General features: G+C 71.7%; 15 protein-coding genes. 1 reads left to right on the plus strand and 14 read right to left on the minus strand.

What is annotated here, in order from left to right; translation table 11 throughout:
- Nucleotides 1-28: 28 nt before the first annotated feature.
- From ABEA77_RS01495 to ABEA77_RS01555, 13 genes are all read right to left on the minus strand, one after another.
- Entirely contained in the window at nucleotides 29-1801 is a 1773-nt protein-coding gene (locus ABEA77_RS01495) for a glycosyl hydrolase family 28-related protein (RefSeq protein ID WP_345640056.1), read from the minus strand.
- Between the two features lie 115 nt (nucleotides 1802-1916).
- Nucleotides 1917-3527, minus strand: a complete 1611-nt coding sequence (locus tag ABEA77_RS01500; protein WP_345640058.1) for a glycoside hydrolase family 13 protein — start codon at nucleotides 3525-3527, stop codon at nucleotides 1917-1919.
- A 219-nt stretch (nucleotides 3528-3746) separates the two neighbouring features.
- A complete protein-coding gene (locus ABEA77_RS01505) occupies nucleotides 3747-4706 on the minus strand; it encodes a carbohydrate ABC transporter permease (RefSeq protein ID WP_345640059.1) in 960 nt (319 codons plus the stop codon).
- A gap of 13 nt (nucleotides 4707-4719) precedes the next feature.
- Nucleotides 4720-5682, minus strand: a complete 963-nt coding sequence (locus tag ABEA77_RS01510; RefSeq protein ID WP_345640061.1) for a carbohydrate ABC transporter permease — start codon at nucleotides 5680-5682, stop codon at nucleotides 4720-4722.
- 6 nt (nucleotides 5683-5688) lie between these two features.
- Entirely contained in the window at nucleotides 5689-7056 is a 1368-nt protein-coding gene (locus ABEA77_RS01515; RefSeq protein ID WP_345640063.1) for an extracellular solute-binding protein, read from the minus strand.
- A gap of 257 nt (nucleotides 7057-7313) precedes the next feature.
- Complete coding sequence (locus ABEA77_RS01520) at nucleotides 7314-8324, minus strand: LacI family DNA-binding transcriptional regulator (protein ID WP_345640065.1); 1011 nt, start codon at nucleotides 8322-8324, stop codon at nucleotides 7314-7316.
- 132 nt (nucleotides 8325-8456) lie between these two features.
- Nucleotides 8457-12731, minus strand: coding sequence for a galactose-binding domain-containing protein (locus ABEA77_RS01525; protein WP_345640067.1), 4275 nt, complete (start codon nucleotides 12729-12731; stop codon nucleotides 8457-8459).
- Between the two features lie 413 nt (nucleotides 12732-13144).
- Nucleotides 13145-14776, minus strand: a complete 1632-nt coding sequence (locus ABEA77_RS01530; protein ID WP_345640068.1) for a solute symporter family protein — start codon at nucleotides 14774-14776, stop codon at nucleotides 13145-13147.
- Nucleotides 14773-15279, minus strand: coding sequence for a DUF485 domain-containing protein (locus ABEA77_RS01535; protein WP_345640069.1), 507 nt, complete (start codon nucleotides 15277-15279; stop codon nucleotides 14773-14775). Before ABEA77_RS01535 ends, ABEA77_RS01530 begins: the two co-directional genes overlap by 4 nt.
- Before the next feature lie 87 nt (nucleotides 15280-15366).
- The gene (locus ABEA77_RS01540) at nucleotides 15367-16083 is read right to left on the minus strand and encodes a response regulator transcription factor (RefSeq protein WP_345640071.1); all 717 of its coding nucleotides are present in this window, start codon (nucleotides 16081-16083) and stop codon (nucleotides 15367-15369) included.
- The gene (locus tag ABEA77_RS01545) at nucleotides 16080-17288 is read right to left on the minus strand and encodes a sensor histidine kinase (RefSeq protein WP_345640073.1); all 1209 of its coding nucleotides are present in this window, start codon (nucleotides 17286-17288) and stop codon (nucleotides 16080-16082) included. Before ABEA77_RS01545 ends, ABEA77_RS01540 begins: the two co-directional genes overlap by 4 nt.
- A gap of 11 nt (nucleotides 17289-17299) precedes the next feature.
- Complete coding sequence (locus tag ABEA77_RS01550; RefSeq protein WP_345640075.1) at nucleotides 17300-17806, minus strand: DUF1453 domain-containing protein; 507 nt, start codon at nucleotides 17804-17806, stop codon at nucleotides 17300-17302.
- Nucleotides 17807-17948: 142 nt separating this feature from the next.
- Nucleotides 17949-20075, minus strand: a complete 2127-nt coding sequence (locus tag ABEA77_RS01555) for a DNA gyrase/topoisomerase IV subunit B (RefSeq protein ID WP_345640077.1) — start codon at nucleotides 20073-20075, stop codon at nucleotides 17949-17951.
- A 449-nt stretch (nucleotides 20076-20524) separates the two neighbouring features.
- On the opposite strand from ABEA77_RS01555, the gene ABEA77_RS01560 reads away from it, so the two are divergent.
- The gene (locus tag ABEA77_RS01560; protein WP_345640078.1) at nucleotides 20525-20755 is read left to right on the plus strand and encodes a DUF7455 domain-containing protein; all 231 of its coding nucleotides are present in this window, start codon (nucleotides 20525-20527) and stop codon (nucleotides 20753-20755) included.
- A gap of 267 nt (nucleotides 20756-21022) precedes the next feature.
- Here ABEA77_RS01560 and ABEA77_RS01565 read toward each other — a convergent pair whose 3' ends face one another.
- Nucleotides 21023-21907, minus strand: coding sequence for a serine protease (locus tag ABEA77_RS01565; protein WP_345640080.1), 885 nt, complete (start codon nucleotides 21905-21907; stop codon nucleotides 21023-21025).
- Nucleotides 21908-21944: the final 37 nt, after the last annotated feature.

A 21944-nucleotide genomic window follows, 5' to 3' on the forward strand; every position in this document is an offset into this window, starting at 1 on the left:
GGGCCGGGGCGGACGCCCGGCGCGGGCGCTACTTCGGCTGCGGCCAGGCCGAGCAGTCGTCCCACGTCGTGTCCCAGCCGGAGTTGCCGGAGCCTTGGTTGAGCGTGAACGTGCCGCTGCCCTGCGGGAAGGGGCAGTTGTAGACGCCGGCCGCGCCGACGCCGGTGGCGCGTACGTCGCTGACGGAGGCCGATCCCGGGGTCTCGGCCTGCACGACGACGGTGCCCGCGCCGTCGACGGTGGCGCCGTCCACGGCGACGTTCTTCACCTGCTTGCCGGTGCCGCCCCCGGAGACGAACTCGAAGGCGCTGTAGGGGCTGTCGGTGAAGGTGGTGTCGGTGATGTCCACCGTGGCGCCGATGTCGCTGTCGTAGGCGTCGACCCTCAACGCCCCCATGGGGTGGCCCCAGTTGGGGTTGATCGCGCCGGTGCGCACCAGGGTGTTGCCGGAGACGGTGATGGTGCCGGCGAGCGGGAAGAACGGGTCGGCGAACTTCTGGTTGGAGATCGCGATGCCGCTGCCGAGCGCGTTGGTGTCCTGGACGAGGTTGTCCTTGACGGTGATGTCGGTGCCGCCGTAGATCGCGATGCCGTTGGCGAGGTTGGGCTGCGAGATGGTGTTGGAGCTGAACGTGCTGCCGGTGTCGGGGGCGTTGAGCGACCACATGGCGAGCGAGTCGTCGCCCTGGTTGCGCAGGAAGTTGTCGCTGACCCGGACGTCGTGCGCGCTGCCGTTGAGGTTGAGGCCGTCGGCCGTGGTGTCGAGTATCCGGTTGCCCTCGACGACGAGGCCGTCGTTGTCGCCGGTGAGCCAGAGGCCGACCTTCTCGTGCTGCACCCACATGCCGGAGACGGTGGATCCGGGGCCGAGCGAGCCGTTGACGAAGTTGTCCGGGCTGCTGTCGTTGCGCTCGGTGACCTCGCCGAAGACGGCGAAGTTCTTCAGCCCGACGCGGCCCGTCGCCGGGGAGCCCTGGTCGATGAAGTGCGAACTGTGCACCACCGAGTACCAGTCGCCCGCGCCGAGCAGGGTGACGTCGTCGACCGGCAGCGGGCCGTCCACCCGGTAGTCGCCCGGCGGTATCCACACCGTGCCGCCCTCGGCCGCGGCGATCGCGTCCCTGAACGCCTGGGTGGAGTCGGCGGCCCCGGTGGGGTCGGCGCCGTGGTCGGCGACGGAGACGGCGCCCGCGGGCGCGTCCGCGGCGGGCGCGACCTGCTCGAAGTCGGCGACGTCCACGGTGACGGCGGAGTCCGCGACCAGCTTGACCGTGTCGCCCGCCGCGAGGTCGCGGCCGAGCAGCGTCCGCGCGTCGTCGAAGAAGTGGTGCGTCTTCGAGCCTGCGATGCTGCTTGTGTCGATGTAGGAGTACTTCGAGGTGAGGGCGATCTTCTTGCCGGTGTCCTGGCCGCCCGCGTAGACGGCGAGGGTGCCGGTCTGCCCGTCGGGCACGCTGTAGGAGACGTTGACGGCGTTGGCGGCGCGGGGCAGCGTGAACTCGACGCTCTGGCCCGCCGCGAGCTCGACGGCCCGGCGGCCCGACGCCTCGGAGGCGACGGTGCCCTGGGTGTAGTCGGGGCCGATGGTCCGGCCGTCGGTGGTGGCGCTCTCCGCCTCGACAGAGGTGAAGGGCAGGGTGGCGCCCGCGGCCGCCGCGTGGGGAGCGGCGGGGGCGGTGGCCGTCGCCGCCGGGGCGGCGAGTGCCAGGCAGGTGGCGGCGAGCGCCACGGCCGTGGCGGCCGCCACTGACGTGTTCCTGACATACCTGCGCTGGGGGTGCTGTCGTGCGGTCACACGCATGGGATACGTACCTTCCGTGGGGGAAAGGACCCGGAGGCGGTCGGCCTCCGGCCCGCGGCCCCGGGTGGCACCAGCCGGTGCCACCCGGGCGGACCGCGGAGTGCGGGGGACGGCGTCAGGCGCTCAGCCAGACCGCCGTGTCGACGGGCAGCCGGCCGCCTTCGGTGAGCGGCCCGCTCGCCAGCAGCACCGCGCCGTGCGCGGGCAGCCGTACGGGGGCCGCGGAGAGGTTGACCACGCAGCGCAGCCCCTCGCCGCGCTCGAAGGCCAGCACGCCGGGCGCCGCGTCGAGCCAGGTGAGGCCGGCCGAGCGGAAGCCGGGTCTGGCCCGGCGCAGTGCGAGCGCGGCGCGGTAGAGGGAGAGCATGGAGTCCGGGTCCGCGGCCTGCAGGTCCGCCGCGTAGGCCGCCCAGCCCGGGGGCTGCGGCAGCCACGGCTCGACCGTCGAGCCGAACCCGGCGTACGGCGCGTCCGCCGCCCACGGCAGCGGCACGCGGCAGCCGTCGCGGCCCGGGTCGGTCCCGCCCGACCTGCTGTGCATCGGGTCCTGGATGAGTTCGCGCGGGATCTCCGCCTCCGGCAGGCCGAGTTCCTCGCCCTGGTAGAGGTAGACCGTCCCGGGCAGGGCGAGCGAGAGGAGCGCGGCAGCGCGCGCCCTGCGGGTGCCGAGCTCCAGGTCGGTCGGGGTGCCGAAGCGCTTGCGCTCGAAGGCGAAGCCGGTGTCGTCGGCGCGGCCGTAGCGGGTGACCGTGCGCGTCACGTCGTGGTTGCACAGCACCCAGGTGGCGGGCGCGCCCACCGGCGCGTGCTCGGCGAGCGTCTCGTCGATGGAGGTGCGCAGCCGCTCCGCGTCCCAGGGGCACGCGAGGAAGCTCAGGTTGAAGGCGGTGTGCAGTTCGTCGGGGCGCAGGTACCGCACGAACCGCTCGGTGTCGGGCAGCCACACTTCGCCGACGAAGACGCCGTCGTACTGGTCGGCGACGGCGCGCCAGGAGCGGTAGATGTCGTGCAGGTCGTCCCGGTCGACGTACGGGTGCGGGTCGGTGCCCGGCGTGAAGTCGGGCAGGGCGGGGTCCTTGGCGGGCAGCACCGCGGAGTCGATCCGTACGCCCGCGACGCCGCGGTCGAACCAGAAGCGCAGCACGTCCTCGTGCTCGGTGCGCACGGCCGGGTGGTCCCAGTTGAGATCGGGCTGCTCGGGCGCGAAGAGGTGGAGGTACCACTCGCCGTCGGGCAGCCGGGTCCAGGGCGTGCCGCCGAACTCGCCGACCCAGTCGTTGGGCGGGATCTCACCCGACCTGCCACGGCCGGCGCGGAAGTGGAACAGCTCGCGCTCGGGGCTGCCGGGCCCGGCGGCGACGGCGGCCCGGAACCACGGGTGCTGGTCGGAGACGTGGTTGGGGACGATGTCGACGATCGTCCTGATGCCCAGCTCCCGGGCCTCGGCGATCAGCTTCTCGGCCTCGGCGAGTGTGCCGAACTGCGGGTCGATGGTGCGGTAGTCGGCGACGTCGTAGCCGCCGTCGGCCAGCGGCGACAGGTACCAGGGGGTGAACCACAGGGCGTCGACGCCCAGTTCGACCAGGTACGGCAGCCTGGCGCGGACGCCGGCGAGATCGCCCGTCCCGTCGCCGTCACCGTCGGCGAAGCTCCGCACGTAGACCTGGTAGATCGCGGCGCTGCGCCACCAGTTCCGGTCGGCGGGCTCCAGTGGGCTGCCTTTCATGCGTGATCCTTTCGGGCGTGTGCGTCGCCCGCACGGCGGTGCCGTCCGTGACGAGGCGTCGGTGGTTCGCGGGCCGCGCACCGCCGCGGCGGGGACGTCGTCGGGCGGCGGTGCGCGGGTCGTACGGCAGGGCCGGGGCACGGGTGGCGGACGGCAGCGGCGGGTCCCCGTGCGGCACGCGCAGCCACGGGCCGGGAGGTGTCACGCGGCCTGCGCCGCTTAGCCCTTGGTGCTGCCCGCGCTGATCCCGGCGATGATGTGGCGCTGGAAGACGAGGAACATGACGACCATCGGCACGCTGGCGATGACCATCGCGCCGATCAGGTCCGTCTGCGGCACGTCCTGGGAGAGCTGGACGAGCGCCACGCTGATGGGCTGGTGGTCGGGGGCCGCGGAGAACACCATCAGCGGCCACAGGAAGTCCTGCCAGACCGCCACGAGCGCGAAGATCGACACGACGCCGAGCACGGGCCGGGACATCGGCAGCAGGACCGACCAGAGCTGGCGCAGCTTGCCCGCGCCGTCGATCTCGGCCGCCTCCAGCACGTCGCGGGGTATCTGGTCGAAGAACCGCTTGAGCAGGTACAGGTTGAAGGCGTTGGCGACGGCGGGCAGCCAGATTCCGGCCGGGTTGTCGAGGAGGCTGGTGTGCAGGAGCGGCAGGTCGGCGACGGTCAGGTACTTCGGTACGACGAGCGCCTGCGCCGGCACCATGAGGGTGGCGAGGATCGCGCCGAGGATCACCTTGCCGAAGACCGGCTTCAGCTTGGACAGCGCGTACGCGGCCGCGGTGCAGAAGACCAGTTGGAGCACCCAGGCGCCGGCCGCCTGCACCACCGTGTTCCACAGGTGGTCGGGCAGCTGCATCAGGTTCCACGCCTCGCCGTAGTTGCCGAAGTGCCACTGCTTGGGCGCCAGTGTGGGCGGGTTGCGGTTGAGTTCGTCGGGCGACTTCAGCGCGCCGGTGGCCATCCAGTACACCGGGAAGAGGAAGGCGAGCGCGAACAGGAGCAGGACGAGCCCGAAGACGCTCCAGTAGACAGCCCTGCCCCGCCGGCTGGCGAGGGCCAGCGGTGAGACCAGGGTGCGGGCGCCGGGCCCCGCGCTGCCCCGGCGGTCCGCCCCGCGCGCGGGGACCGTGGGCGCCAGCGGCTCGGGGGGCGCGATGGTGGTGGTCATGGCGGCGCGCTCCTCAGTCGTCGGTGCGGGTGAGCCGCAGGTAGAGGGCGGAGAAGAGGCCGAGCAGCACCAGCAGCATGACACTGAGGGCGCACGCCCCGCCGAAGTTGTTGTACTGGAAGGCGTACTTGTAGATCAGGTACAGCACCGTGACGGTGGCGTCCTGCGGCCCGCCGCCGGTGATCACGTACGGCTCGGTGAACACCTGCATCGTCGCGATGATCTGCAGCAGCATGAGCATCAGCATGATGAAGCGGGTCTGCGGGATCGTCACGTGCCGCACGCGCTGCAGGATGGACGCGCCGTCCAGCTCGGCCGCCTCGTACAGCTCACCGGGGATGCCCTGGAGGGCCGCGAGGTAGATGAGGACGGTGCCGCCCATGTTGGCCCAGGTCGAGACGAGGACCAGGGAGACCAGGGCGGTGGAGGTGCCGTTGGTCCAGTTCGAGGTCGGCAGGTGCGCGAAGCGCAGCGCCTCGTTGGCGAGACCAGCGCCCGGGTCGTAGAACCATTTCCACAGCAGGGCGCTGACCACCGGCGGAATCATCACCGGCAGGTAGACCACGACCCGGAAGAACGCCCTGGCGTGCCGCAGTTCGTTGAGCACGAGGGCGGTGACGAACGGGACGAGGAAGCCGACCAGCAGCGCGATCACCGTGAAGTAGAAGGTGTTGCGCCACGCCGCGGCGAACTCGGGGTCGTGCAGGACCTGGGTGAAGTTGCGGGTGCCGACCCACTGCGGCGGGGAGCCGGGGATGTACCGCTGGAAGGAGATGACCACCGCGCGGATCGCCGGGTACCACGAGAACAGCGCGAAGCAGATCAGGCCGCCGAGCAGGAACGTGTAGGCGCGGGCCTGCTCGGTCAGCCTGCGGCTCAGGGGCCTGCGGGGGGCCGCGGTCCTGTCCGGCGGGCGCGCCCCCTCGGCGAGGGGGTGCGCCGCGGCGGGCCTTGCGGGTGCCTGGGCTGTCTTCATCGGCTGTCAGCCCTGCTGGGCCAGTACGGAGTCGATCTTGGTCTGGGCGTCCTTGAGGAGGCCGCCGATGTCCGCGTTCCTGTTGGTGAGGACCGCGGAGACCGCCGAGTCGAGGACGGAGTAGATCTGCTGGGCGTTCGGCGGCTCGATCACCGGGGTGAGCTTCGGGTTGCCGTCGGCGAACGCCCGGTAGTTGCCGACCGGGATGTTGGCGTACTGCTTCTTGAGCGCCAGGTTCTTCCGGTCGTAACTGCCGCCCTGGGTCCACAGCCGGGGTTCCGGCAGGCCCACGGGGGACTTCCGCTCGCTCAGGTACTGCCAGTTGCTCAGGCCCTGGCCGGGGGTGTTGGTCTCCAGCGCGAGGAACTTCAGGCCCGCCCTGATCTGCGCGGGGGTGTCCTTCCTGTTGAACATGTAGCCGTCGCCGCCCGCGAGGGTGGCCTTGCCGCCGGGCATCGGGGCGAGCGCCATGTCCTTGTAGTCGCCGCCGTACTGCTTGGCGATGGTGGGCACGTTGTCCGGTGCCGCGATGTACATGCCGAGCTTGCCGGTGCCCATCATCTGCTGCACGTCGTTGAGGATGAGCAGCTGCTTCGAGCCCATCGACCCGTCCGTCCAGCGCATGTCGTGCAGGTTCCTCAGGACGGCCCTGCCCTGCGGGGTGTCCACGGTGGCCTTCTTGCCGTCCGCGCTCACGGCCTGCCCGCCCTGTGAGTACAGCTCGGCGACGAAGTGCCAACCGCCCTGGTTCTGCGCGCTGTAGTCGGCGTAGCCGACCGTGCCGTCGCCGAGGGCGGCGATCCTCTTGGCGTCGGCGCGCACCTCCTCCCAGGTGGCGGGCGGCTTGGCCGGGTCGAGCCCGGCCTTCTTGAAGAGGGTCGGGTTGTAGAGCAGGCCCATGGTGTAGTTGGTGCGCGGGACGCCGTACACCTTGCCGTCGACCGTGTACATCGCCCGCAGCTTGGGGTCGATCTCGTTCCAGCCGGGCAGGTCCTTCACGTAACGCGTGATGTCCGCGGCCTGGTTGATGCCGACGACGTGCTTCACGTCGGTGAAGTACGTGTAGAAGACGTTCTCCATCTGGCCGCCCGCGAGCTTGGCGTCGAACGTCTTGGGATCCTCGCACGGGAAGGTGTCGTGCGCGGTGAGCTGGATCTTCGGGTTCTGCTTCGAGAACGCGGCGATGTCGTTCTGGAAGGCCGCGCGGTCGACCTTGTTCGACTTGGGCGGCATGCAGTTGACGGTGATGGCCGTCTTGCCGTCTGCGGTCGTCGCACCGCCGCCCTTGCCTCCGGAGCAGGCGGCCACTGCGGTGAGGGCCATCGCGGCGGCTACGGCGGCGGTGCACGTGCGGCGGAACCCGGGACTTCTCATCGGTGGGACCCCTCTTGGGCAGGAGCGTGGGAACCCGCACAGCTGCTCGCTGTGTGGCGGCGCTCACTCAACCACTAACTACGGATGTCCGCAATATGTCGCTCCTATTTCGCAAATATCTGACAGCCTGCTGCATCGCGGAGGCCACGGCGCACCAAGGGCCTTGACGCGCACGGCCGTTGGGGCCGAACCCCTCGAAGCTGCGGTTCCGCTTCCGTGCAAGCGGTTACGGCGGCGGGCGCGCGGGGCGCCGCGGGTCAGCCCCTCGGCGCCTGCGCGGTGGAGCTGCGGACCACGAGCTCGGGCTCGAAAAGCAGCTCGCCAGGCGGCACCGCGCCGCCCTGGATCTGCGCGGAGAGCATCTCCACCGCGGCCCTGCCCATCGCCTCGATGGGCTGGCGCACGGTGGTCAGCGGCGGCTCCATGCAGTTCATGAACGCGCTGTCGTCGAAGCCGACGACGGACACCTCGGAGGGCACCCCGAGGCCGCGCCTGCGGGCCGCCCGCACGGCGCCGAGCGCCATCGGGTCGCTCGCGCAGATGAAGCCGGTGACACCGCGGTCGAGCAGCCGGGAGGTGGCCGCCTGGCCGCCTTCGAGGGAGAACATCGTGCGCTCCACGTACTCCTCGGGCAGCTCCGTGCCGCCGGCCTCGGCGGTGGCGCGCGCCGCGTCCAGCTTGCGGCGGGACGGCACATGGTCCTCCGGGCCGAGCACCAGGCCGATCCGCTCATGGCCGAGGGAGGCGAGGTGGCGCCACGCCTGCTCCACGGCGACGGCGTCGTCGCAGGAGACACAGGGGAAGTCGAGGTTCTCGATGGGGGCGTTGATGAGCACGACCGGGATCTTGCGCTCGGCGAGCAGCCGGTAGTGGTCGTGCGGCGCGTCGGCCTGCGCGAACAGGCCGCCCGCGAACACCACGCCTGACACCTGCTGCTGGAGCAGGAGCTCCACGTAGTCCGCCTCGGAGACGCCGCCCTTGGTCTGGGTGCACAGCACGGGGGTGAGCCCCTGCTGGGCGAGCGAACCGCCGATGACCTCGGCGAACGCGGGGAAGATGGGGTTCTGCAGCTCCGGCAGGACCAGGCCGACGAGCCGGGCGCGCTCCCCGCGCAGCTGGGTGGGGCGCTCGTAGCCCAGGACGTCGAGCGCGGTCAGCACGGACTGGCGGGTCGCCTCGGAGACCCCCGGCTTGCCGTTGAGGACCCGGCTGACCGTGGCCTCGCTGACTCCCACCTTCTTGGCCACCTGAGCAAGTCGTCGCGTCATGGCTGCAAGGCTATCGCAATATATGCAAGCTTCTTTCTCGCCGATGCAAAGGCACCGACAAGCGAATGCCGGCCGGATGACCCGGCCGGCACCGCTCCCGCGCGGTCCGCGGCCCCGCCTACGGGCGGGTGCTCACGGGTTGATGTTGATCTTCATCGTGCTCGTGGTGTTCCGCACGTCCTGGCTGTTGCCGCTGAGCTTCAACCCGTTGAACGTGACCTCGCCGACCGCCGGCCCCTGCCCGGGCTCGGGCAGCTCGTTCGCCCACAGGGCCCAGCCGGACTTGGCGTCGAACGGGTCGCCGCTCTTGTGCGCGCCGCTGATCGACACGTCGGTGAAGACCGTGTCCTTGATCGGGTTGAGCGGCCGGCCGCCGACGTAGTCGGTCTGGAACATGATCCCGCCGTAGGTGGGTTCTGTGATGTCCAGATCACTCACGCGGATGCCCTGGAAGGGATCGGTCGCCGAGTAGACCCAGACCGCGCCGAAGACCTGCTGCCCCCAGAAGTGCCCGCCGTCGCGGATCAGGGACAGCCCCTTGACCACCGTCTGCGGGCTCGCCCCGAACCCGGCGAAGGGGTAGCCGAAGTCCAGCGAGCTGAGCGTGAGGCCCGCATAGGTCAGGGTGTCCGCGACGGTGATGTTCTGCAGGGTGTTGCCCTGGCCGCCGTAGACGGCGAGCCCGGCCGCCCGCCACGGCAGTTTCGCCGTGAGGTTTAGGAAGGTGTTCCCGGTCAGCGGCGAGGAGTTGTGGTCCTCGGCGGCGAACAGCGCGAAGCTGTCGTCGCCCGTGCTGCGCGCCTCGTCGTTGCTGACCAGGTTGTCCTGGCTGCCGTTGGTGAGGTTGATGCCGTCGGCGAAGGTGTCCCTGATCCGCATGTCGGTGGCCTTGAGGCCGGTGACGTGCGTGCCCCAGATCGCGCACACCATGTGCTCGACCCAGACGTCGTCGACGGTGATGCCGGAGACGTCCGTGAGGTCGAACTCCTTGCCGGGCCCGTCGATGCGCGAGGTGTAGTTGCCGAAGGCCGCGAAGCCGGAGAACGTGGAGCCGTTGGCCGTCGACTCCACCCGGAAGCCGATGTCGGTGTTCTCCTGTGTCGAGGGGGCGCTGAACCGGGTGAACCAGGGCCCGGCCCCCACCACCTTGACCGGCTTGCCGTAGACCTGGAACTTGCCCGAGGTCTGGTAGTCGCCCGCGGGCAGGTAGACGCCGACGAGCGTGCCCGTCGTGTCCATCCGGACCTTGTCGAGCGCGTTCTGCACGTCCTGCTGCCCGGTTCCCGCGGGGGTCACATACGCCGCCGGGTCGGGGTTCTGGACCTGCGCGACCTGTTCGAGGTCGACGAAGTCGATCGCGTACCGGGAGGTGTTGGCGGCGTCCTTCTGGAGGCGGACGGTACTGCCCGCGGGGACCGTCGTGCCGAGCAGGACGTTCGCCTCGTCGTAGATGTGCCGGGGGGCGCCGGATCCGGGCGAGTTGCCGGGGCCGGTCTCCGCTCCGTACAGCCAGGCGTACTTGGAGGAGAGGTCGATCGGCTTGAGCAGCTTGCCGTTGACGTAGACGTCGAGGGTGGCGTCGGTGCCGCCGCCGCCCGCCGAGTCGGGGACGGAGAAGCGCGTCACCAGCGAGTTGGTGGCGGCACGGGTGGTGAACTCGACGTAGTTTCCCGTGCTGTTGAGGGTGACGGCCGCTCGGCCCGACGCCTCGCCCGCGAGGTCGCCGATGGTCCTGTTCGGGCCGACGACCTGTGCGCCGCCGCCCAGGACGCCGTCCTCCGCCTCGTAGGTGTCGTACGGCATGTTGGCGCCACGGCCCACGAAGAAGGACTGCGTCGAGGTGTTGTTGGCCCGTTTCACCGGCAGTTCGTTGGCGTCGTCGGCGATGACCACCTTCTCGGTGTACGAGCCGTCCGCGGCGGTCCAGCCGCCCAGGGCGACAGGGGCCGAGGTCGCGCCGGGCGCGAGGGCGCCGCTGAAGGACCCCGTCAGGGTCTTGACCGCGGTCCCCGAGGAGTTCAGGAGCGTCAGGGTGACCTGGTGCGCACCGGCCGCGGCGGCGACCGTGCCCTGGTTCTTCACCGCCACCGAGAAGGTGACGGCGTCGCCCGCGGACGGCGCGGACGGGGAGGCGGCGACGCTCGCCGCCACCAGGTCGGAGCTGGCGACGGGCTTGACCACCAGGCCGCCCGGGGCGGTGAAGGTGTTGTTGGTCTCGTTGGATTCGATGATCTTGTTGTCGGGGTCGGCGACGGCGCTGAGCAGGTACGTGCCGGCGTTCTGCGCGCCGATGTCCGCCGTGACCGTGGCCTGGGCGCCCGCGGCGAGCGCGCCCACGTCGGCGGTGCCCTCCGTGGAGCCGCCCAGGTCGAACCGGACCGTCCCGGCGGGTGCGGCGAGCGCCCCGGTGTTCTTCACGGTCGCCGACAGGGTGACCGGGTCGGACTCGACCGGCGCGGCGGGTGACGCGGCGAGCGAGGTGACCTGGAGGTCGGGGTTGGGCGCCGGGGTGCCGAGCACCTGGAACTCCGCCGCCTGGCCCGCGGGCGCACCGGTGTTCGAGGCGAACTTCAGCTGGACGTCGGCGGCCCGGGCGGAGACCGGGATGGTCACCGTGTTGCCGCTCGCCGGGCTGAAGGAGTAGTCCTTCGCGGCCACCAGGCTCGTGAAGCCCGAGGCGTTCTGCTCACGGCCGAGGACCTGGATGTTCTGGGTGCGCGGGCCCCACGAGGAGTCCGGGTTGAGCTTGACGACGACGCTCTGCGTGTCGGCGTTGGCGCCGAGCTGCACGGTGAGGGTGTCGGGGTAACTGCCTCCCGCGCCCTCCCAGTAGGTGCTGGTGCTGTTGTCGTTGGCGTTCGCCGCGACGAAGGTGAAGGTGGACGAGGAGGCCGTGATGGGTTTGCCGGCGGCGAGGTTGGACGCCGCGGTGGTGGAGCCGTTGCGGGTCACGCTGTTGCTGTCGCCCGAGACGTTGCCCGCCGCGTCCTTCGCCCGCACGACGTAGGTGACGGTGCCGCTGCCCGCGTCCGCGTCGGTGTACGAGGTGGCGCTGCCCGCGACGCTGCCGAGCAACTGGCCGTTGCGGTAGACGTCGTAGCCCGTCACGCCCTTGTCGTCGCTCGACGCCTGCCAGGTGAGCCTGACCTGGCCCGGCGCGGGCTCCGTGTAGGCGAGGTTGCCGGGCGCGGTGGGCGCCTGGGTGTCGCCGCTCGCCCCGGCGCTGGTCACGCTGTTGCTGTCGCCCGAGACGTTGCCCGCCGCGTCCTTCGCCCGCACGACGTAGGTGACGGTGGCACTGGCGGGCTGGCTCTCGGTGTACGAGGTGACATCGCCCGCAACGCTGCTGACCAGCTGGTTGTTGCGGTAGATGTCGTAGCCCGTCACACCGGTGTCGTCGGTCGAGGGCTTCCAGGCCAGCTCGATCTGCCCGGAGGCCGACCGGTCGAGCGTGAGGCCTGTGGGGGCGGAGGGCGCCCGGGTGTCGCCGGTGGCGGGGCCGTAGACCTCGAACTCGGAGACCTGCCCGGCGGGCCAGCCGGAGTTGGCCGTGAAGGTGGCCCGTACGTACCGGGTGGTGGTGGAGTTGAAGGAGACCGTCGCCGTGTTGCCGGACGCCGGGCTGAAGGCGTAGGACTTCGACGCGGCGATGTCAGTGAAGCTGCTGCCGTCGGCGGACCCCTGGATCCGGAGCGTCTGGCTGCGGGCGGGCCAGTCCGCGGGCAGTTTGAGGACGACGCTGTTGACGGCTACGGAGGAGCCGAGGTCCGTCTGGAGCCACTGCGGGAAGGCGTTGTTCTTGCTCTCCCAGTAGGTGGACTGGTTGCCGTCGTTGGCGTTGGACGCCGGATAGACGTCGTTGAAGCCGCTCGCCGCCATGGGCTTGCCGAGCGCGAGGTCGGGCGTGGCGGCCGCAGCCGCTGTGTGCGCCTCCAGCTCCGCCAACTGGGCCTTCTTACCGGCCGAGTTGGCGGTGATGACGGCACGTATGTACCGCTCCTGGGTGGCGGGGAAGGAGACCGTCACCGTGTTGCCCGCGCCGGGGCTGAAGGTGTACGTGGCCGAGGACTTGAGGGTCTCGAAGCCGGAGCCGTCCCTGCTGCCCTGGATCGAGAGCGTCTGCCTGCGGGTGCGCCAGTCGCGGGGCAGCTTCAGGGTGACCCGGTCCACGCGTTCGAGCGAGCCGAGGTCCCGCTGCACCGACTGCTCGCCCCTGCCGGTGCCCTGCCAGTAGGTGGACTGGTCGCCGTCGACGGCGCGCGCGGCCGCGGTCCGGCTCGCGGCGGTCGCCGACGCGCCGGCCGCGGGCCCCTCGGAAGCCGCGGCGTACGCGGGCCAGCCGACCAGCAGAAGGCTGGTGGTGGTGGTGACGGCGAGGGTTCGCCGTCTCGGACGTTGCGATCTCATGGATCTCCGATCCTTGGCCTCGCACGGGAGCGGCGAGGCGCGGCTCTGGTCGCACACCGGCCCCCGGCATGCGTTTCTGCACTGCCGAGCGGAGTCTTTTGCGTAGTGCGGTCAGAGAGTTGCAGAGAAATACCATGTCGTCTATGTCTTGGACAGAACCAGTCCGCTGCAGACACCGTGGAGCATGGAGGCAAAATCCCGTACGTCAGAAGGTTTTCAGCCTGGCTTCACGCGCCCCGCGGCCGACCGCAAGCCACCGGAAAACAACGCAAATTCTTGCGTCAACATGCCGACCGGAACAGTGTCGCCCGGTCACCTGCCCGGGCCCGTACGACGGCGCCGGCCCGCTCCCGCGCAGCGTGGCGACGGTGAGCGGGCCGGCGCAAGCGGTGCGGGCCCGGACGCAACGGGTGTCAGACGGCACCCGCCCCGGTGAGCGAACGCACCTCGGTCTCCGCGTACGCGGTCGGGTCGGCGGGCTCCCGCGAGCACACGGTCCCGAGCCAGCCCGCGAGGAACCCGCACGGGATCGACACGAGCCCCGGGTTCTCCAGCGGGAAGAGGTGGAAGTCCACGCCGGGGAACATCGCGTCGGGCCCGCCGGAGACGACCGGCGAGAGGACCACGAGGAGCATGGCCGGGACGAGCCCGCCGTAGACGGACCAGACCGCGCCCCGCGTCGTGAAGGACCGCCAGAACAGCGAGTAGAGCAGCACGGGCAGGTTGGCTGAGGCCGACACCGCGAACGCGAGCCCCACGAGGAACGCGACGTTCAGGTCCTGGGCGAGCAGGCTCAGCGCGATGGCCACGGCCCCGATCCCCGCGGCCGACAGCCGCGCCACCGACACCTCGCCGCGCGGCGCGGCGGCGGGCCGCTCCGCCCGGTCGCCCCGCCGCTGCCTCGGGACGCGGGGCCTGCGCGAGGCGTACAGGTCGTGCGCGACCGACGCGGACGAGGCCAGGGTCACGCCCGCGACCACCGCGAGGATGGTCGCGAAGGCCACGGCGGCGACCACGGCGAACAGCACCGTGCCGCCGGTGGAGCCCGCTCCCCCGCCGAGGTCGAGCGCGAGCAGCGGGACCGCCGTGTTGCCCGCGGCGTTGGAGGCGCGCACCGCGTCGGAGCCGACCAGGGCGGCCGCCCCGAACCCGAGCACGATCGTCATGAGGTAGAAGCCGCCGATCAGGCCGATGGACCAGACCACGGACCTGCGGGCGGCGCGCGCGGTGGGCACCGTGTAGAAGCGCGACAGGATGTGCGGCAGCCCCGCCGTGCCGAGCAGCAGCGCGAGGCCCAGGCTGATGAAGTCGAGCCTGGCAGCCCAACTCCCGCCGTACGCGCGGCCCGGCGCCAGGAAGTCCTTGCCGTAGTCGCTGTGGGCGACGGCCCGGGTCAGCAGCGCGTTGACGTCGCCGTGGAATCGCAGCAGCACCAGCACGGTCAGCGCGACCGCCCCGGCCATCAGCAGGACGGCCTTGACGATCTGGATCCAGGTCGTCGCCCGCATCCCGCCGAGCGTCACGTAGACGACCATCAGGGCGCCGACGCCGATCACCGTCCAGGCACGGGCCGCGGACCCCGAACCGCCGAGCAGCAGCGACACCAGGCTGCCCGCGCCGACCATCTGCGCCACCAGGTAGAGCACGGAGACCGTCACGGACGCGGTACCGGAGGCGACCCGTACCGGCCGCTCCCGCATCCGGGCGGCGACCACGTCCGCGAGCGTGAACCGCCCGACGTTGCGCACCAGTTCGGCCACGAGCAGCAGCACCACGAGCCAGGCGACGAGGAAGCCGACGGAGTACAGCATGCCGTCGTAGCCGAACAGGGCGATCACGCCGGAGATCCCGAGGAAGGACGCGGCGGACATGTAGTCGCCCGCGATGGCGAAGCCGTTCTCCATCGGCGAGAACAGCCGCCCGCCCGCGTAGAACTCCTCGGGCGAGCCGTGCCTGTTGCGGCTGACCCAGGTGGTGATGGCGAGGGTGACCGCGACGAACGCGCTGAACAGCACGAGCGCCAGGGTCTGGTGGTCGCCCCTCACGAGGCCCCCCTGCCCGAGCCGGCGCCCGTGCTGCTCCCGGCGCCCCCGGCACCCCGGTCGAGCACGGTCCAGCGCAGTTCGAGCGCGGCCCGGTCGCGGCCCCGCCGGGCGTTGCGCACATAGGCCCACGTCAGCACGAACGTGGTGAGGAACTGGGCGAGCCCTGCAACCATCGCCACATTGACCGCGCCCGCCACGGGGCGCGCCATCACGCCCGGCGCGAGCGTGGCGGCCAGCACGTACGCCAGGTACCAGCCGAGGAAGGCGGCGCTCGCCGGGACGACGAAGCCGCGGTAGCGCCCCCGGACCTCCTGGAAGGCGGCGCTGCGCTGCACCTCCAGGTAGATGTCGGCGGCGGTGCGGCCGTCGCGCGCGGCGTCCCGCGCCACCCGCCAGCCGTCCTGTTCGCCTCCGTAAGGGGGCGTGTCCGCGTCGTCGTCCCGGGGGCCGCCGGGCCGCACCGCGGCGGCCTTCGGCCCTTGCTGCATGTCCACCGGTCGCATCTCCTTGTCAGGCGGCCGTTCCAGCCGTCCGACCAGGATGGGGGCGCCGCCGGGCCGACATGCCCGGTCCCGACCCTCTTCACCCCATCAGGTGACCGATGTCCCAGGAGGCTCGATCAGTCCCCGTTGGTAGGCGTATCGCACGGCCTGCGCCCGGTCGCGCACGCCGGTCTTGGCGAAGAGGTTGTTGATGTGCGTCTTCACCGTGGCGGCCCCGATGTGCAGCCGGGCCGCGATCTCCTTGTTGGACAGGCCCTCGGCGACGAGTCCGAGCACCTCGGCCTCCCGCGCGGTGAGCCCGTCGGGCAGCTCGGCGGGCGCGGCGGCCAGGGGCGGCGGCGCGGTGAACCGTTCGAGCAGCCTGCGCTGCACGGCGGGCGCGAGCCCGGCCTGGCCCGCCAGCACGTCGTCGACCGCGCGGACGATCTCCTCACCCTGCGCGTCCTTGGTGAGGTAGCCGCGCGCGCCCGCCTGGAGCGCGGCGAACAGCGACTCGTCGTCCGCGTACGTGGTCAGCACGACGACCTGGGTCCCCGGGTGGTCCCTGCGGATGCGCCGGGTCGCCTCGACCCCGTCGCAGCGGGGCATCCTGAGGTCCATCAGCACCACGTCGGGGGCGAGTCCGGCGACGAGGGCGACGGCCTCCTCGCCGTCCCTCGCCGCGCCGACCACCTCGATCCCCGGCAGCAGCCCGAGGAGCATCACGATGCCCTCGCGCACCACGGCCTGGTCGTCGGCGACGACGAGCCTGGCCGGCGGCCGGCCCGCGCCCCCCGTCGCCTCCGGGCCCGTGACCCCGCTCATGCCGGCACCCGCAGCCGCACCCTGTACCCCTTCCCCTCGGCCCCGTCGGGGCCCGCGTCGAGTGTCCCGCCGAGCAGTTCCGCGCGTTCCCGCATGCCGAGGAGACCGTATCCGGAGCCGGACGAGGCGAGTTCCGCGGGTGCCGCGCCACCGCCTCCGCGCCCCGAGTCGCGTACGCACAGGACCAGTTCGCCCTCCCCGTACGTGAGGTCGATGCGCACCCGCGCGCCCGGCGCGTGCTTGCGCACGTTGGTCAGCGCCTCCTGCGCGACCCTGCGCACGGTCTGCGAGGCCTCGGCGGGCACCGGGCGCGGGATGCCGGCCACCTCGATCTCGGCGCCGTCGCTCGCCGCGACCTCCCGCAGGTAGTCCCCGAGCGGCGCCATGTCGCCGCGCAGCGCGGACAGCGCCTGCCGGGTCTCGGCGAGGCCGTCGCGCGCCATCGACCGCGCCGCCACCACCCGCTGGAGGATCTGGTCCCTGAACGGGCCCGGCTCCTCCTGCTCGATGCGCAGCCGCGCCGCCTCCAGGTGGACGAGCTGCGCGGAGAGGCTGTGCGCGAGCACGTCGTGGATGTCGCGGGCGATCCTGGCACGCTCGCCGAGCGCGGCGGACTCCGCCTCGGCCGCACGGGCGGCCCGCTCCTGGATCCTGAGGCGGTGGCGCTGCTCGCCTTCGGCGCGCAGCACGTACCCGCCGAGCGAGCTGGCGCCGAGCGTGAGCACGGCGCCGAGCCAGCTCTGGTGGGTGACGAGCACCCAGCCGCCGAGCCCGACCACCAGGACGGCCGCCCCCAGCGCGAGCGGCAGCCGCTGCATGCCGACGATGGAGCAACCGAAGGCGAGGATCGCGGCGGCGACGGTGAAGCCGCGCCACTCGGCGAGGCCCGCGACCGCGAGCAGCAGGGCGGCGCAGCCGGTCGACGCCCAGGCTGCCTGGAGCCGGGTGGCGCGGTGGAAGGCCCGGATGAGGAAGCCGACCGCGACGACGCCGGCCGCCGCCGCGAGCCCTTCGACGGGCCCGCCCGGGTGGTGGTCGGCGAAGACGGAGTAGAGCACCGCGGCGGCCGGGACCGAGCGGAGCAGGAGCCTGCGCAGCCGGGCCGGGCCGCTCTCGCCCCCGCCCGGCATCGGCGCGGGGCGTGCCCCGAGCCGGCCCTCCTGGGGCTCGACCACGGGCCACGCCGTCCACGGTCCTTGAGTCACCTGCGGTCCCTTCACACCCGGTCGGCCACGCGGCCACGGTACGACGTGCCCCGGGTGAGCGGCAGCGCGCCCCCGCGGTGCAGCAGCAGGGCCCCGCGCAGGGCGAACGAGACGCCGAGGGCGATGAGGAGCGCGCCGGTCGACTGGTGGACCCCGGCCAGCGCGCCGACGCCCATGAGGCCGAGCCGGGCGACGAGCCCGCCCACCCACACACCCGCCGTCGCCTTGGTGCCGCGCGACCAGACGGAGCCGTCGGGCTCGGTCCACACCCGGCTGGTGTAGGCCCAGCCCGCGCCCATCAGCAGGCCGATTACCAGCTCCGCGACGAGGAGCCCCGCGGACAGGGTGGTGTGGTGCGGGTCGATCACGCCGCCCTGCTTCGCGCCGAGCACGACCAGGACGGCCGGCACGACGAGCCACCTGCGGCCGCCACCGCCGATCCGCTGGGGCCTGACCTGGCGCGAGATGATCAGTGCGGCGACCGCGACGGCCGCGAGTGCGTACAGCAGCTCACTCATGAGGGGTCCTTCTCCGGTGACGAGGCGTTCTCCGACACTCCGAAGGTACGGAGAATCGCAGGTCAGCGGATCGGCGCCAGGGTTGAACCCCGGTGGATCCCCGGTCTCCACCCGGGGGTGGAGACCTGGGACGCGTGCCTCGTCAGGTGTCGATGCGCGAGCGGTCGAGCGTCGACGCCGAGCTGCTGATGAACTCCTTGCGCGGCGCGACCTCGTTGCCCATGAGCAGGTCGAAGACGTGCTCGGAGGCCTCCAGGTCGCTGATGTTGATGCGCCGCAGCGTGCGGTGGCGCGGGTCCATGGTGGTCTCCGCCAACTGGTCCGCGTCCATCTCGCCGAGGCCCTTGTAGCGCTGGATCGAGTCCTTGTACCGGATGTTCTTGCGCTGGAACTCCAGCAGCGTCTGCCGCAGCTCGGCGTCCGAGTACGTGTAGACGTAGCGGTCCTGGCCCTTCTTCGGCTGCACCAGCTCCACCCGGTGCAGCGGCGGCACGGCCGCGAAGACGCGGCCGGCCTCCACCATCGGGCGCATGTAGCGCTGGAACAGCGTCAGCAGCAGGCAGCGGATGTGCGCGCCGTCGACGTCGGCGTCCACCAGCAGCACGATCTTGCCGTACCGGGCGGCGTCCAGGTCGAAGGTCCGGCCGGACCCCGCTCCTATGACCTGGATGATCGCCCCGCACTCGGCGTTCTTCAGCATGTCGGACACGGACGACTTCTGGACGTTGAGGATCTTGCCCCGGATCGGCAGCAGTGCCTGGAACTCGGAGTTCCGTGCGAGCTTGGCGGTGCCGAGCGCCGAGTCGCCCTCCACGATGAACAGCTCGCTGCGGTCCACGTCGTCGCTGCGGCAGTCGGCGAGCTTGGCCGGCAGCGAGGACGACTCGAGCGCGGTCTTCCTGCGCTGGGCCTCCTTGTGCTGGCGGGCCGCGATACGGGTGCGCGCCGCGGCGACCACCTTGTCGAGCACGGCGCGCGCCTGCGCCTTCGCGTCGCGCTTGGTGGAGGTCAGGAACGCCTTGAGTTCCTTGGCGACGACGCCTGCGACGATCCGGTTGGCCGCCGAGGTGCCCAGCACCTCCTTCGTCTGGCCTTCGAACTGGGGCTCGGCGAGCCGGACCGTGACGACGGCGGTCATGCCCTCAAGGGCGTCGTCCTTGACGACGTCGTCCTCGGCCACGCGGAGCAGCTTGGCGGAGCGCAGGACCTCGTTGACCGTCCGCGTCACCGAGCGTTCGAACCCGGTCACGTGGGTGCCGCCCTTGGGGGTGGCGATGATGTTGACGAAGGACCTCAGGGTCGTCTCGTACCCCGTGCCCCAGCGCAGGGCGATGTCGACGCCCAGCTCGCGGGTGACCTCGGTCGGCGTCATGTGCCCGCGGTCGTCCAGGACCGGCACGGTCTCCTTGAAGGTGCCCTGGCCGCTGAGCCTGAGGACGTCGCACACGGCCTTGTCCTGGGCCAGGTACTCGCAGAACTCGCTGATGCCGCCGTCGTAGTGGAACGTCTCGACGGACGGCTCGCCGTCCTCCGCACCCTCGGCGAACCGCTCGTCCCTGACCACGATCGTCAGGCCCGGCACCAGGAAGGCCGTCTGCCGGGCCCGCTGGTGCAGGGTCTCCAGGGAGAGCTTGGCGTCCTTGAGGAAGATCTGCCGGTCGGCCCAGTACCGCACGCGGGTGCCCGTGCGGTTCTTCGGGATCCGCTTGACCTTGCGCAGGCCGCTCGCGGGGTCGAAGGGCGCGTCGGGGCCCTGCTCGGTGAAGATCCCGGGCACGCCGCGGCGGAAGCTGACGGCGTGCGTGGAGCTGTTCCTGTCCACCTCGACGTCGAGCCGGGCGGAGAGCGCGTTCACGACGGACGCGCCGACGCCGTGCAGACCGCCTGAGGCCGCGTACGAGCCGCCGCCGAACTTGCCGCCCGCGTGCAGCTTGGTCATCACGACCTCGACGCCCGACAGGCCCGTCTTGGGCTCGACGTCCACCGGGATGCCGCGCCCGTTGTCCCTGACCTCGACGGACCCGTCCTCGTGGAGGACGACCTCGATGTGGTCGCAGTACCCGCCGAGGGCCTCGTCGACGGAGTTGTCGATGATCTCCCACAGGCAGTGCATCAGGCCCCGGCTGTCGGTGGACCCGATGTACATCCCGGGCCGCTTCCGTACGGCCTCCAGGCCCTCAAGGACGAGCAAATGCCGCGCGGTGTAGTTGGAACCGTCACGGTCCGCTGTCAGCAGCGCGGTGGACGGCACGGACGTATCGGCGGTCACTCGGTTCGCTCCTCGCTGAATTTGAGATATGGCCCGGTGGGGTAAAGGCCCGGCTCGTGTCATCGCTCAGAGGGTACAGAGGCCTGGTAGAGCCGTTGTCACGCCACCCTCGTCCGGCACCATGCTAGTGCACGCTCGCATAGGTGTTCGATCGCGGACGGCCGTGCCGCACAGCTCACGTTCCCTTCCAGGCATGAACCATTTAGGCTCCGGGCACGTCCTCATCAACAACCGGCAAGCCCGCCGGGCGGACACAAGCCCAGGAACCACCCACCGACATCGATGCGAGATCCGTAAAGCCCAGCAATACGGCTCATTCGCCGCCAACCGTCAGCACTCCAGCACTTCGGAAGAGAATTTCGAGGAATGGCGCCGCGAGCGGGAACGTTTTCGGCCTGGTTGGATGTTGACCCTGGTACGACAGCTCGTCGAGCTAGAGAAGAGGCGACGTGACTACTGTTCTGACACCCGCGAGCCCCCTGACGGCGGGCGACCGCTGTGACCGATGCGGCGCCCAGGCCTACCTGCGCGTCCTGCTGACCAGTGGCGGTGAGCTCCTCTTCTGTGCCCACCACGGGCGCAAGTTCGAGCCGGAGCTCAAGAAGATCGCCGCGGAAATACAGGACGAGACCGACCGGCTGACGGCGGTTCCCGCCGTGGCCGGTGACGAGGAGCACTGAAGCCTCGCACCACCGACGACGAGCCGAGCGCCGTCCCAGGACGGCCGACGGGCGGCCGCCACCGCTTCCCGCGGTGGCGGCCGCCCGTTCTCCGTTCTCGTAGCGGCACGGGCCCTTCCCGGCCCCTCAGCGGGGCTCTGCGGCCCTGCGCGGCACCGCGCCGCACACGAACGCGCGCGGGCGGGGTCCGGGACCCTGAGGCGGCCCCTGGCCCCGCCCGCGCGGCCCGCTCGGGTCCCCGCCCCCGGCGCGGGCGTCGGGGACCGGTCAGCGGCCGACCGCGTCCGCGACCGGCGGCAGGTCGGACGTGACCCGGGCGTACACCCCGGGGGCGTCGGCGAGCCCGCAGCCGCTCCCCCACGACACCAGGCCGATCAGCCGGCCCTGTGCCACCAGCGGGCCGCCACTGTCGCCCTGGCAGGCGTCGTGTCCGCCGTGCGGATCACCCGCACAGAGCATCGAGGACGCCGCGTAGCGGGCCTCCGAGCCGCCGCCCGGGTACGCCTTCTCGCACTGGGCGTCCGGCAGCACCGTCACGGGCGAGGTACGCAGCGTGGAGGCGTAGTCGCCGCGGCCCGTCGTGTCGCCCCAGCCGAGCACCTGCGCCGCGCTGCCCGGCGCGGCCGCCGTGTCGCCGGGGGCCGCCGGCTCGATGGCCGACGAGGCGGGCAGTGGCGTCCTGAGGGTGAGGACGGCGATGTCGTTCTCGTTGCTGCTCGCGTGGTACGCCGGGTCGACCTGGTACGACGCCACGGCGACGGAGCGGCCGCCGGTGCCGGTGAGCCGGTCGCGGCCCGCGATCACATGCAGGTCGCCCACGTTGTCGGGGCCCTGCCCGAGCACGTCGTCGCTCATGCAGTGCGCCGCCGTGAGCACCTTCGTGGGCCCGACGAGCGCGCCTCCGCAGAACTGCCCCGCGCGCCCGGAGCCGAACCGGTCGGGGCTGACCAGTGCCACGACCCACGGGTGGGCGGCCGTCGTCGTGGGCCTGCCGCCCACGACGACGCTGTCGGCCTGGGCCGGGGCGGCGGAGGCGAGCGGCAGCAGCGCTGACGCGCTCAGGGCCGCGAGCCCCGCGTACACCGCTCTGGAGGGTCGTACGACCCGGGTGCGGCACGTGGCACGGAAGGCGCTGGCAAGGGGGCGACGCATAGGTTCTCCTGACTCTCCGTGGAAGGGTCATCCACTC

Origin of the sequence: Streptomyces tremellae, from assembly GCF_039540215.1 — a bacterium.
GTDB classification, from domain to species: domain Bacteria; phylum Actinomycetota; class Actinomycetes; order Streptomycetales; family Streptomycetaceae; genus Streptomyces; species Streptomyces tremellae.

Coding starts and splice junctions, on each gene's coding strand:
- ABEA77_RS01505 (WP_345640059.1), bottom strand. CDS start 4,706: ATGACCACCACCATCGCGCCCCCCGAGCCGCTGGCGCCCACGGTCCCC.
- ABEA77_RS01520 (WP_345640065.1), bottom strand. CDS start 8,324: ATGACGCGACGACTTGCTCAGGTGGCCAAGAAGGTGGGAGTCAGCGAG.
- ABEA77_RS01565 (WP_345640080.1), bottom strand. CDS start 21,907: ATGCGTCGCCCCCTTGCCAGCGCCTTCCGTGCCACGTGCCGCACCCGG.
- ABEA77_RS01500 (WP_345640058.1), bottom strand. CDS start 3,527: ATGAAAGGCAGCCCACTGGAGCCCGCCGACCGGAACTGGTGGCGCAGC.
- ABEA77_RS01535 (WP_345640069.1), bottom strand. CDS start 15,279: ATGCGACCGGTGGACATGCAGCAAGGGCCGAAGGCCGCCGCGGTGCGG.
- ABEA77_RS01550 (WP_345640075.1), bottom strand. CDS start 17,806: ATGAGTGAGCTGCTGTACGCACTCGCGGCCGTCGCGGTCGCCGCACTG.
- ABEA77_RS01495 (WP_345640056.1), bottom strand. CDS start 1,801: ATGCGTGTGACCGCACGACAGCACCCCCAGCGCAGGTATGTCAGGAAC.
- ABEA77_RS01540 (WP_345640071.1), bottom strand. CDS start 16,083: ATGAGCGGGGTCACGGGCCCGGAGGCGACGGGGGGCGCGGGCCGGCCG.
- ABEA77_RS01525 (WP_345640067.1), bottom strand. CDS start 12,731: ATGAGATCGCAACGTCCGAGACGGCGAACCCTCGCCGTCACCACCACC.
- ABEA77_RS01510 (WP_345640061.1), bottom strand. CDS start 5,682: ATGAAGACAGCCCAGGCACCCGCAAGGCCCGCCGCGGCGCACCCCCTC.
- ABEA77_RS01515 (WP_345640063.1), bottom strand. CDS start 7,056: ATGAGAAGTCCCGGGTTCCGCCGCACGTGCACCGCCGCCGTAGCCGCC.